Annotated in this window: 10 protein-coding genes, 1 tRNA gene and 1 other RNA gene; 9 read left to right on the forward strand and 3 right to left on the reverse strand. The window is 67.1% G+C overall.

The features are described from left to right. Window positions 1–2: 2 nt before the first annotated feature. Window positions 3–394: a transfer-messenger RNA gene (ssrA, locus tag ABW16_RS24300) on the forward strand. A gap of 150 nt (window positions 395–544) precedes the next feature. Beyond that, a complete protein-coding gene (locus ABW16_RS09860; protein WP_047318984.1) occupies window positions 545–1,999 on the forward strand; it encodes a flavin-containing monooxygenase in 1,455 nt (484 codons plus the stop codon). A gap of 45 nt (window positions 2,000–2,044) precedes the next feature. Here the strand turns inward: ABW16_RS09860 and ABW16_RS09865 are convergent, their stop codons facing one another. After that, a complete protein-coding gene (locus ABW16_RS09865; protein ID WP_131721484.1) occupies window positions 2,045–2,473 on the reverse strand; it encodes a hypothetical protein in 429 nt (142 codons plus the stop codon). A gap of 206 nt (window positions 2,474–2,679) precedes the next feature. Here ABW16_RS09865 and ABW16_RS09870 point away from each other — a divergent pair, with 206 nt between their 5' ends. After that, complete coding sequence (locus ABW16_RS09870; protein WP_047318986.1) at window positions 2,680–4,203, forward strand: aldehyde dehydrogenase family protein; 1,524 nt, start codon at window positions 2,680–2,682, stop codon at window positions 4,201–4,203. A gap of 6 nt (window positions 4,204–4,209) precedes the next feature. Here ABW16_RS09870 and ABW16_RS09875 read toward each other — a convergent pair whose 3' ends face one another. Next, window positions 4,210–5,544, reverse strand: coding sequence for a PPE family protein (locus tag ABW16_RS09875; RefSeq protein ID WP_052956831.1), 1,335 nt, complete (start codon window positions 5,542–5,544; stop codon window positions 4,210–4,212). Between the two features lie 132 nt (window positions 5,545–5,676). On the opposite strand from ABW16_RS09875, the gene ABW16_RS09880 reads away from it, so the two are divergent. Beyond that, window positions 5,677–6,045, forward strand: coding sequence for a DUF488 domain-containing protein (locus tag ABW16_RS09880; RefSeq protein WP_047318988.1), 369 nt, complete (start codon window positions 5,677–5,679; stop codon window positions 6,043–6,045). On the opposite strand, the gene ABW16_RS09885 is transcribed toward ABW16_RS09880, so the two are convergent. Further along, window positions 6,046–6,246 (reverse strand): hypothetical protein, encoded by a 201-nt coding sequence (locus ABW16_RS09885; RefSeq protein WP_047318989.1) that lies wholly within the window; start codon window positions 6,244–6,246, stop codon window positions 6,046–6,048. Window positions 6,247–6,383: 137 nt separating this feature from the next. Between ABW16_RS09885 and ABW16_RS09890 the strand changes: the two genes are divergently transcribed. The 5 genes from ABW16_RS09890 to ABW16_RS09910 all read left to right on the forward strand — a co-directional run bounded on the left by ABW16_RS09890 (window position 6,384) and on the right by ABW16_RS09910 (window position 11,133). Next, window positions 6,384–7,736 (forward strand): MFS transporter, encoded by a 1,353-nt coding sequence (locus ABW16_RS09890; RefSeq protein ID WP_167344272.1) that lies wholly within the window; start codon window positions 6,384–6,386, stop codon window positions 7,734–7,736. Beyond that, the gene (locus ABW16_RS09895; protein WP_047318990.1) at window positions 7,618–9,168 is read left to right on the forward strand and encodes a PucR family transcriptional regulator; all 1,551 of its coding nucleotides are present in this window, start codon (window positions 7,618–7,620) and stop codon (window positions 9,166–9,168) included. Before ABW16_RS09890 ends, ABW16_RS09895 begins: the two co-directional genes overlap by 119 nt. 59 nt (window positions 9,169–9,227) lie before the next feature. Beyond that, window positions 9,228–10,484 carry an NAD(P)/FAD-dependent oxidoreductase gene (locus ABW16_RS09900; RefSeq protein ID WP_047318991.1) on the forward strand — a complete coding sequence of 419 codons (1,257 nt, stop codon included), beginning with the start codon at window positions 9,228–9,230 and terminating at the stop codon, window positions 10,482–10,484. A gap of 54 nt (window positions 10,485–10,538) precedes the next feature. Continuing rightward, the gene (locus ABW16_RS09905) at window positions 10,539–10,988 is read left to right on the forward strand and encodes a GreA/GreB family elongation factor (RefSeq protein WP_047318992.1); all 450 of its coding nucleotides are present in this window, start codon (window positions 10,539–10,541) and stop codon (window positions 10,986–10,988) included. Between the two features lie 72 nt (window positions 10,989–11,060). After that, window positions 11,061–11,133 (forward strand) — tRNA-Ala (locus ABW16_RS09910). Window positions 11,134–11,235 lie beyond the last annotated feature (102 nt).

Here is an 11,235-nt window from a genome sequence, read left to right on the forward strand (position 1 = left end):
AGGGGGCTGAAAGGTTTCGACTGCGTGTGTCGAATCAAGGGAAGCGTGCCGGTGCAGGCAGGAGACCACCGTAAGCGTCGCTGTAACCAAGTAAGCGCCAAGGTTGCACTTACTCCGGCTAAGGTCGCTCTTCAGAGCGACTTCGCTCTCGCTGCCTAAGCGATAGCGGGCCTGTCAGACCGGGACCTCCCTCGGCCCGGACCCTGGCATCGACTAGAGGGATCCACCGATACGTCCGGTCGCGGGATTTATCGGGACACCAACAGCGACTGGGATCGTCATCTCGGCTTGTTCGCGTGACCGGGAGATCCAAGTAGAGGCATAGCGAACTGCGCACGGAGAAGTCTTGAGGGAATGCCGTAGGACCCGGGTTCGATTCCCGGCAGCTCCACAACAAAATGGCAGTTCAGAGCGGATAAATTGCTCAGCAGAGGCCCCGTCGACATCACGTCAACGTCTCGTTGGCGGGAGATGTCGGCGTGGCCTTTGTTCACTCAACCTGATTTCGGGTAACGACCGGCGTGTGGCGGCGTACCGTCGTCGCATGAAGCCCACGGTGGCGGTCATTGGCGCCGGCATGTCCGGGCTCTGCATGGCCATCAAACTCCAGGCCGCCGGCATCGAGTCGTACACGGTTTTCGAGCAAGCCGGCGATGTCGGGGGCACCTGGCGGGACAACACCTATCCCGGATTGCACTGCGATGTGCCGTCGCGCTACTACAGCTACTCGTTTCGGCCGAACCATCAATGGTCAAAGTTTCAATCGCCGGGTCCGGAGATTCACCAATACCTGCGGACCTGCGCCGAGGAACACTCACTTGGCGCGCGCATTCGTTTCAACACCGAGGCGACCGAAGCGCGATACCGAGACGGCCGGTGGTGGATACGAACTTCTGACGGCGAGGTAGAGCCGTTCGATGTGCTGATCTCCGCCACCGGCATCTTGCGAGTGCCGCGCCTGCCTGATATTCCGGGGCGGGATTCATTCGCGGGCAAGATGTTTCATTCGTCGCAGTGGGATCATTTGACGCCGCTGCAGGACAAGCGAATCGGATTGATCGGCACCGGATCCACGGGTGTGCAGATCGTCTCGGCGCTCGGAGGCAGCGTGAAATCGCTGACGGTGTTTCAACGTTCGGCGCAGTGGATCTTTCCGTGGCCCAATTTCCGATACAGCCGGCCGACCAAGGCACTGATGGGCCGATGGCCGGCGTTCAACCAGCTCGGCCACACCTTCTGGGGCTGGATCTTCAGAACCGTCCTGGGCCGGGCCACCGTGCAGCCGGGTTGGCAGCGGCGGATGGTTGACGCGGTATGCCGATGGAATCTGCGTCTATCGGTTCGGGATCCCGGACTGCGGGCCAAGCTCACTCCAGTGGACCAACCGATGTGCAAGCGGCAGATATTCGCCGGTCAGTACTACCGATCCGTCCAGCGATCCGGCGTTGACGTCGTCACCGATGACATCGTCCGCATCGAGCCGCAAGGCGTGGTCACTTCCGGGGACATTCTGCACGAACTTGACGTGCTGGTGTTCGCCACCGGTTTCGACGCCCACGCGTACGTCCACCCGCTGCAGATCGTCGGCGCGGGCGGAGTCAGTCTCGAAGAAGTGTGGGCCGACGGCCCGCGTGCCTACCGGTCGATCGGGGTGCCGGGCTTCCCGAATTTCTTCATGATGATGGGTCCACACTCGCCGATCGGTAGCGATTCGTTGGTCCCGATCGCCGAACATCAGGCCGACTTCATCATGTGGTGGATCGGACAGATGCGCGACGGTCAAGTGATCTCCGTCGCGCCCACCGAAGTCGCCACCAAGGAACACAACGAAGACATGAAAGCGGCGATGCCCCAGACCACGTGGGTGACGGGTTGTCGCAGCTGGTATCTGGGCAGGGACGGTCTGCCCGAGCTGTTCCCCTGGAGGCCCGAGCGCTATACCGAGCTCTTGGCCAAGCCCGACACAACCGCCTTCGAGGTACACGGCCCCACCGGATAGCCGAAGACCAATATGGTGGCGCAGCCGGTTCGGGCTTCGACGTCTCTAGTGCGGGGTCAGCCCCGCCACGTAGTAACACGGCCAAACCTTCTCCCCGGGAAGCCCAGGCCTGGGCATGGCGCCCGGCGCGAACCATTCGGGGCCGGTGCTGTACATCCAGCAGTTCTTGTCCGCCAGGTCGCCCTTTTTGGAGGCGTCGTTGTTGGTGGGATTGTTCGGCGGGTTGTTGTTGGAGGGGTTGTTGTTGGGGGTATCGGGCCGCGGAGGCGAGAACCCCTTTTGCTGCTGTTCGTCCTGTTCTTCCTGCTGGTTCTCGGCCGGCTCCTGCTGGGTTGAGGGCTCCGGGTCGGCGGAGGCCAGCGGTACACAGGCGAGGACGACGCCCGCGGCAGCCCCGGCCGAGACCGCTTTGGCAGCGGTGACGGCCAAACGCCCCACCCATCGGCGAGAACCCGTCGGCACCCAATCCGTCATCGGCCCCTCCAATCCCTGCGTGAGCATCTGGTCATCTCGGACAGTAGGCGACTTTGCACGGATCGGATACCGGGATTTCCCTGTACTCCGGGTGCCTCGGGCAAAGGGCCCGCGATGTTTGACCTTGACAAATTCCCAGCCAGCAACTGACGATCACATACGGCGAGGTCACAGCCTTTCCGCAGGGTCTAGATCGGGAGCGCAACATGACCGCAGTGCAATCCAGGGCCGAGTCGACGATCACCGTGCACAACCCCGCCACCGGGGCGGTGTCGGGCACCGTGCCGATCGATGAGCCTGAAACGGTGGCTGCCAAGGCAGCCCAACTCGTTGCAGCCCAACCGGAATGGGAGGCGCTCGGGCCGACGGGCCGCAAGCGCTGGATGTTGGAGTGGCAGGGCTGGATCCTGGACAACGCCGACCGCATCACCGAGGTGTTGATCTCCGAGACCGGCAAATCGCACGTCGACGCCAGCCTGGAGGCCGTCGCCACCGCAGACGCCATCGCCTACTGGGCCACTCACGCCAAGGAGTTTCTCGCCGACCGTCATCCCAAGGCGCACAGCCCGATTTATCGCGTGAAGCGCTTCACCACCGCCTATCGTCCCTACCCGCTGGTCGGGGTCATCACGCCGTGGAACTTCCCGTTCGCGATGCCCGGCCTCGACGTGCCGCCGGCCTTGGCCGCCGGCGCGGCCGTGCTGCTCAAGCCCTCGGAAGTGACGCCGCTGTCGGCCGTCGAGTTTGTGCGCGGCTGGGCTGAGATCGGTGCCCCGCCAGTGCTCGGCCTGACCACCGGTTATGGCGAGACCGGTCAGGCGGTGATCGAACACGCCGACTTCCTGCAGTTCACCGGGTCGACGGCCACCGGGCGCAAGGTCGCGGTGGCCTGCGCGCAGCGGCTGATTCCCTACGGTCTGGAACTCGGCGGAAAGGACCCGGCGATCGTGTTGGCCGACGCCGACCTAGACCGCGCCGCCAACGGCATTGCCTGGGGCGGACTGTTCAACTCCGGCCAGGTCTGTGTGTCGGTGGAGCGCGTGTACGTCGAAGCGCCGGTCTACGACGAATTCGTCGCGAAGCTGGCGGCCCGGGTGGGTGAGGTGCAGCAGGGCCAGGACGGCGACACCGGTGCCATGGCGACCGAAGCGCAACGTGACATCGTGGCGCGCCATGTCGACGAGGCGACCGCCGCCGGCGCCCGGGTGGTCACTGGCGGCAAACCGACCGGTGTGGGGACCTACTTCGCCCCGACCGTGATCGCCGACGTCGACTCGTCCATGACGTGCATGACCGAAGAGACGTTCGGGCCGACGCTGCCGGTGATCAAGGTCGCCGACGAGAACGAGGCCATCCGGCTGGCCAACGACTCGCCGTACGGATTGTCGGCCACGGTGTGGACAGCCGATAAGCGCCGCGGCGAGCGGCTGGCCCGTCGGCTGGAAGTGGGCGCGGTGAATGTCAACGACGCCTTGGTCAATGTGTTCTGTCCGGGGCTTCCGATGGGCGGCTGGAAGGAGTCCGGCATCGGCTATCGGGCCGGCGGAGCATCCGGAATCATCAAATACTGCCGGCAGCAGGCAATTACGACGCCGCGGCTACCCACCCAGAAGTCCGAACTGCTGTGGTACCCGTCGTCGAAGCGCCGGATGGCGATGACACTGGCGGTCATGCGGGCGTTCGCGGCGCGGGGGCGGCGCCGGTTCGGGCTGCGGCCGCGCAACGGTTAGGAACGGCTACCGCTCGTCGGGCTCGTGGTCCCAGGTCTCGGGCAGTAGCGGTACCGCCGGGCCGGTGCCGAATGCGTTGCCGCGCAACCGGGCCAGTCCTGTTGCTGCCGCGTCGCTTCGCTGCGCGGTCCCGGTGAACCCCAGTGATCCCGCGCCGGATTCCGAGCAGGCGGGTGCCCCTGCGTCGTCGAGTGAGTCGCTGTCGTCGCCACCCACCGTCATGGTGGCGTTGGCGTATTCCTCCATCTGCATGCGACGCCGTCGCCGGGCCCGCAGCGGCGCGCGAGCCGCCGGCGCGCGAGTCGACACCGCCGCGGAGGCGCCGGCGGCCGGCGCCTTGGACCGGTCGCGGTCGGTCAGAGTGGGGCCGAAGCCTTCGGCGTGGCCGCCGGTCACCAGGTAGGCCAACGATTCGGCGCCGCTCACCGGTACTGCCGGCCCGGTGGTCGTCGCACCGGCCGGGCCTGCGGAAGTTCCCGCAGAACCGGCGATGCCGCTCCCGACACCGACGGCAACGGCGACTGGCTCCTGGGCCGGTCGGGTCACGATCGGGTGCACCGCGGGGGCGGGCTGTGGCTCGGGCTGCTGCTCGATGATCGGCTCGGGTGGCACCTGCATCGATGCGATGAAGTCGTTGATGGCGTTGATCAGCAGCGGCAGCACGATCGGTATCCGAACCGGAATCGTCACGATGAACAGGAAGGTCGACCAGAACACGATGTTCCAGAAGATGAACCAGAACCACCGGTTGACTTCCTCGATCGGGTCCGTCGGCTCGTCGTCGTCTCCACCGGTTCCGGTGTCGGCGGTCAGTATCGGCGGCGCGCGGTCCGTGCCGGGTAGCGACGCCAGGGCGGCGCCGGACATCGCATCGTAGGTCGCCATGACGGTGGCGGCCTGCACCCACATGCGGGCGTAGTCGGCCTCATTGAGTGCGATCGGGATGGTGTTGATGCCAAAGAAATTCGTGGCTGTCAGCACGCCGTGGACGGTGTGGTTGAGCGCCAGCTCCGCCAGGGTGGGCATGGTGGCCAACGCGGTGCTGTAGGCGGCCGCGACGACTTCGTGTTGGGCTCCGGCGCGGGCGCTGTCGATGCTGGCGCGTGTCAGCCACTGCAGATAGGGAGCGTGCGCCGCGGTGTAGCTGTCTGCGCTGGGACCGTGCCAGGCCGCTGCCCCGACGGCGCCCAGCACGGTGATCAGTTCGGTGGCCGCGGCAGCGTATTCGGCGCTCAGCGCTGACCAGGCGCCGGCGGCAGCCAGCAGGGCAGCGGGACCGGGCCCGCTGCTCAACAGCGCGGAATGCACCTCCGGAGGAGATGCGATCCAAACACCGTTCACGCCAGACACCAATTTCTACGAGAGGAACTGATAAATAACAACAAGGTAGCATTGCCTAAGCTAACTTCGAAGGCGTCGCCGGCGCTGGGACAGGTGGCTGACATGCGCCGCGGGCCGGCGCTAGCCTGGGGTATGAGTCCCAAAACCACGTTCCGGGTCGCCCGGGTCTACGACGAACCTCGTGCGGAGGACGGTGAACGGATCCTCGTCGATCGGGTGTGGCCGCGGGGCTTCCGAAAGGACGACCCCCGGGTGGGGCACTGGTACAAAGACGCAGCGCCATCGAGCGAACTCCGCCGTTGGTACAACCATCAGCCCGAGCGTTTCGATGAGTTCGTCACCCGCTACGAAGACGAACTGCAGACAGCGAAGGGAGCCGCGGGGTTCGCCGGCCTGCGCGCGCTGGCCCGCGGCAAGAAGACCGTCACCTTGGTGACGGCGAGCCGGGACGTCGACGGAAGTCAGGCGGCGGTATTGGCCAAGCTGCTGGCCCGGCAGTGACTAGCCGCGGCCCGCGGTGGTGATCGCCATCCCGATCGGAATGCTCACCACCAACGCTGCCAGGAACAACCGGTAGGCGAGCAGGGCCCAGCCCCGGCGTGTGCTGCGCCGAACCCGGTAGAGCAGCCCGGCCAGCACCGCGAACAGCAGCGCAGAACCCGCGTAGAACATCGCGACGTGGTCGGCGACGACACCGACCACGATGGCCGCGCCGGAGAGGTTGAACCCCGCGGCGCCCAGCGTTGCCTCGCGCGGCGACGGCGCGGTGGCCGGCAGCAGCGCTTGGCCGGCTCAAGCCTCCCGAGTCAGAGATTACCGAGGCTGTCTAAAGTTATCGGGTGACCTCCGACTCCCCGGCCGCTCGACCGCGGCTGCAGCGGGAGATCTGGGTACTGCTCGTCGCGAACGTTCTGATCGCGCTCGGCTACGGGTTGGTGTCGCCGGTCCTGCCGGTCTACGCGCGTCATTTCGGGGTGAGCATCTCCGCGACGACGTTCCTCATCACCGCGTTCGCGCTGACGCGATTGCTCTTCGCGCCGGTCAGCGGTCTGCTGGTTCAACGGCTGGGGGAGCGCTGGGTCTATGTGGCCGGCCTGTTGGTCGTCTCGGTGTCCACCACGGCCTGCGCCTTCGTGCAGAGCTACGGGCAGCTGCTGTTCTTCCGTGCCCTCGGCGGCGTCGGGTCGACGATGTTCTTTATCGCCGCGGTCGGCCTGATGATCCGAATCAGTCCGGAGGACGCTCGCGGCCGGGTCGCCGGGCTGTTTGCCACGGCGTTTCTGCTGGGCACCGTGGGAGGGCCGGTATTAGGCAGTCTGACAGCGGGTTTCGGCCTCAGCGCGCCGTTCTTGTTCTACGGTTCGGTGCTGATCGTGACGGCCACCGGTGTCTTCGTCAGCCTGCGCCACTCGCATCTGGCCGAAGTGGCCGAGTCGACGGGGCCCACCGTGTCGGTGCGGGCAGCGCTGGGGAATCGCGCCTACCGCTCGGCGCTGTTGTCGAACTTCGCCACCGGCTGGTCGGTGTTCGGTTTGCGGGTCGCGCTGGTGCCGTTGTTCGTCACCGAAGTCCTGGGCCGCGGGCCCTCCTTCGCCGGCTTGACGCTGGCGATGGTCGGGATCGGCAATGTCTGCGCGGTGCTGCCCAGCGGTCAGTTGTCGGACCGGATCGGCCGCAAGGGGTTGCTCATCGCCGGGCTGGCGGCGTCGGGTCTCACGACGGTCTTGCTGGGCGCGAGCGCATCGCTGGTGGTGTTCCTGGTGGTGGCGTATCTGACCGGGGTGGCGTCGGGGATCTACGGGTCTCCGCAGCAGGCCGTCATCTCCGACCTGGTCGGCAACCAGGCCCGCGCGGGCACCGCGGTGGCGACCTATCAGATGATGGCTGACTTCGGGTCGATCGTGGGGTCGCTTGCGGTCGGCCAGATCGCCGAGCGGATGTCCTTCGAGTGGGGTTTTGCCATCAGCGGTGGGGTGTTGCTGATGGCGGCGCTCACCTGGCTGTGGGCACCGGAGACCAGGGCGAGCAACCCGATCGGCGGGATCGCCGACCCGACGTGGCTAGGCTCGGTTGATGGTGACGCTGGACCGGCTGGTCAACGTGGTGGGCAGCTACGGGGTTCGGCTGAGGTTCTGTTCCATTCCGAGGACGACGCGGCTGAGCAGTGTCGTGATGCACGAGGTGACCGGTGAGCGGGCCGTTGTCGGCGACGTCCTGTTGGCGGTCGGCGCCCGCTCGGTAAAAGAGGCGGTGCGCTGGGCGGTGGCCGCCAAGGCCGTCGCCGTGCTGGTGCGTGACGTCGAGGACAAGACCTCCTTCGCCGGCGAGGGCGAGTCGCTGGCCGTGTTGGTGGTGGACGCGGCGGTGTCCTGGAGCGAGCTGGCCGCGGTGGTCTACGGGCTGGTGCTCGAAGGCCGGGAGACCGAATCGGGCCGCGGGCCAACGGATCTTTTCGCCGTCGCCGACAGCCTCGCCGAAGCGGTGGCCGGTGCGGTCACCATCGAAGACCAGCTGGGCCGGGTCCTGGCCTACTCGCGTGGCCAGCGACACGCGGACCCGGCGCGTTCGGCGACGATCCTGAACCGGCAGGAGTCCGAGGCACTTCGGGAGTTGTTCGAAGAGCGCGGCGTCGTAGCGCATCTGGATCTGCACGACGAGCCGTTGTTCGTCGCTGCCGATCCCGAGTACGGCTTGACCGGGCGGATGGTGGTGGCGGTACGCGCCGGCCGGGAGCTGCTGGGTGCGGTATGGGTGGCCTGCCCGGCCCCGTTGAGGGGTGCACGGCTGACCGCACTGGCCGACGGTGCCCGCACCGTGGCACTGCACGTGCTGCGGTCACGGGCTAGCGCTGACTTGGAGCGCCAGGTCGAATCCGATTGGGTGACCAGGCTTTTGGATGAGCAAACCGAGCCTGACGATGCCATTGCCCTGATCGCCAGGCTGGGGCTGCCGCAAGCCCCGCTGCGGGTGATTGCCGTGCACACCCGGATCGCCACGCAACCGCACGCCGGGCTGCTGCTGGCTTTTGAGGCCGTCACCACCGGATTCGGCTGGTCGCGTCCGGGCCGCAGTGCGCTGGCCCCCAACACCGTCTACACCCTGCTGCCCGCCGAGGACGCCGCGGCGGCCCGACAGTGGGTGCGTGGCCTGGCTGCCGCCCTGCCCCCGCATGCCAGCGTGCTGGCCGGAATCAGTGCGGTTGCCACGGCCACCGAGTTGGCGGCGGCGCGCCGCGAGGCCGAGGAATGCCTCGCGCTGCACGAAGCCGGCCCGCTGGAGGGTGTACCGCCGGCCTACGACGAGTCCTGGGACGAGGTCGTGCTGCGCCGGTTGCACACCGCGGCACGAGCCGGACGGGTGCCCACCCGCGGGCCGGTCGCAGAGCTGCGTTGCCACGATGCTGCCCACAACACGCCCTATGTGGCCACGCTGCGGGCTTGGCTCGATGCCCAGGGCGATCTCGCACGGGCCGCCGAGCAGCTGGGCGTGCACGAAAACACGGTCCGCTACCGGCTGCGCAAGATGGCCGAGGTCACGCCACTGGGGCTGGAGGATCCGCGTACCCGATTCGCGGCGATGATCGAGCTCGCGGCCGGTGACATGTCGGAAGTCAACAAACGCTGACGCCGCTGTTGTGCGATTCGGTTAAACCGGGTATCTGACCACCGTCGCATCATGGAGTAATGGGTGCGGCCAACCGGATCGAAGGTGCGCCACGGTCGGTGATCGTGGTGGGCGCCGGCATCGTCGGGTTGTCCACCGCCTGGTTTTTGCAGGAGCGCGGTGTCGAAGTCACCGTGGTCGACCGGGTCGGCGTGGCGGCCGGCTCCTCGTGGGGCAATGCCGGCTGGATCTCCCCGGCACTGGCGATTCCCCTCAACGAGCCCGCCAACCTACGCTTCGGGCTGCGGTCCCTGCTGAGCCGGACCGCGCCGCTGCAGGTCCCGCTGAATGCCGGCCCGGCGCTGTGGACGTTCTTGGCGCGCTTCGCCGCGAACAGCCGCCCTGCGGCCTGGCGCCGCGCGGTGCGGGCGAATGCGCCTCTGAACGCGGAATGCATTGAGGCATACGACGTTCTGCTCGCCAATGGGGTGGACGCCCCGATCACCGATGCCCCGATCACCGCGATCTTTCGCACCTCGGCCGACGCCGAGCGCTTGCTCGACGAGCTGCGCCGGTTCTCCGAGGCCGGGCAGCCGGTGTTCGGCACCGAACTGACCGGTGCGGCGCTGGCCGAGCGGGTGCCTCTGGCGTCCTCGGCGGTGGCCGCCGGGGTGCAGATCGACGGCCAGCGCTTCCTGGACCCGGGGCGGTTCGTGACCGCGCTGGGTCGTGCGGTGGTGCAGCGCGGCGGCGTCCTGCACATTCTCGACGTCGCCGACGTGGCGCCGAACGGTGACGGTGTGGCTGTGACCAGCCGCGACGGCACCACCTTGACGGCGGATGCGGCGGTGATCGCCAGCGGCGCCTGGCTGTCCCGGCTGGCGGCGCGCTGGATTCGGGTGCCGGTGCGGGCCGGGCGCGGCTACTCCTTCTCGGTACCGGTCGACGGGCCGGTCACCGGGCCGATCTACCTGCCGGATGCCCGGGTGGCCTGCACGCCGTTGAACGCCCGGCTTCGGATCGCCGGCACCATGGAGTTCGGCGATCCCGACGCCCCGATTGTCCCGGCCCGCGTCGAAGCCATCGTCGCCGCCGCCCGACCGTTGCTCGACGGTGTGCGCTGGGACGAGCGCACCGACGTGTGGGTGGGTCCACGCCCCGTCAGCCCCGATGGGCGGCCCCTGGTGGGGGAGGTGTGCCCGCGCACCGTCTACGTCGCCGGCGGGCACGGAATGTGGGGCATGACGCACGGACCGGTGACGGGCCGATTGCTGGCCGAGCAGATCACCACCGGCAAACAATCCGCCGTGCTGCGCGACCTCGACCCCTTGCGCTGACCCGCTCGGGTCGGTGAGTTTCGAATCAAATGCTGTTGCAAAGGAGAACTGTCGATGACTGATACGCACGGTGTCTGGATGACCCAGCAGACTAAGGATCGGCTGCTGGCTGAGTTAGCGGAATTATCTGCACCGCAGCCTGTTTCGGGTGGCGAAGACATCAGTGACCAACAAGCTCGCCAGGCCCGGATCCATCAGATCCACGACCTGTTGGCGGTCGCGGTGGTCGGACAGGACCCGCCCGACGACGGGGTCGCCGAGCCCGGCATGGTGCTCACCGTCCGCTACAGCGATGGAGACACCGAGACCTTCCTGCTCGGGGTGCGCGACGACGACCAGAGCGGGTTGGAGGTGTACTCGCCGCAGTCGCCGTTGGGCATGGCGATCACCGGAGCCCGGCCAGGGGAGGAGCGCACTTACCAGGTGCCCAGCGGGGCCAACGTGACGGTGACGCTGCTCGACGCGGTGCCCTACGGGCTGCATCAGACCCAGCATCCGGCCTGAACACAGGCCGACGAAGTAGCTGTTTTGAACCTTGGTGCGGCTGTGGTGTAGCTTCGATGAGCACGACAACGCGGGGCTATGGCGCAGCTGGTAGCGCACCACACTGGCAGTGTGGGGGTCAGGGGTTCGAGTCCCCTTAGCTCCACTATTATCGAAGCAGGTCACAGGCCTACGGTACACCTTCGGAATGGTTTTTCACCAACGTTTTCACCAAAGGTGTCTAGAATGGCTGGCCATGGCGTCCATT

The organism is Mycolicibacter heraklionensis, from assembly GCF_001021505.1.
In the GTDB taxonomy this organism is placed as follows: domain Bacteria; phylum Actinomycetota; class Actinomycetes; order Mycobacteriales; family Mycobacteriaceae; genus Mycobacterium; species Mycobacterium heraklionense.

Bases quoted from the DNA above. Each gene is read 5' to 3' on its own strand.
- ABW16_RS09880 (WP_047318988.1), top strand. From the start codon at position 5,677: ATGAGTCCCAAAACCACGTTCCGGGTCGCCCGGGTCTACGACGAACCT.
- ABW16_RS09895 (WP_047318990.1), top strand. From the start codon at position 7,618: ATGGTGACGCTGGACCGGCTGGTCAACGTGGTGGGCAGCTACGGGGTT.
- ABW16_RS09870 (WP_047318986.1), top strand. From the start codon at position 2,680: ATGACCGCAGTGCAATCCAGGGCCGAGTCGACGATCACCGTGCACAAC.
- ABW16_RS09900 (WP_047318991.1), top strand. From the start codon at position 9,228: ATGGGTGCGGCCAACCGGATCGAAGGTGCGCCACGGTCGGTGATCGTG.
- ABW16_RS09865 (WP_131721484.1), bottom strand. From the start codon at position 2,473: ATGACGGATTGGGTGCCGACGGGTTCTCGCCGATGGGTGGGGCGTTTG.
- ABW16_RS09860 (WP_047318984.1), top strand. From the start codon at position 545: ATGAAGCCCACGGTGGCGGTCATTGGCGCCGGCATGTCCGGGCTCTGC.
- ABW16_RS09905 (WP_047318992.1), top strand. From the start codon at position 10,539: ATGACTGATACGCACGGTGTCTGGATGACCCAGCAGACTAAGGATCGG.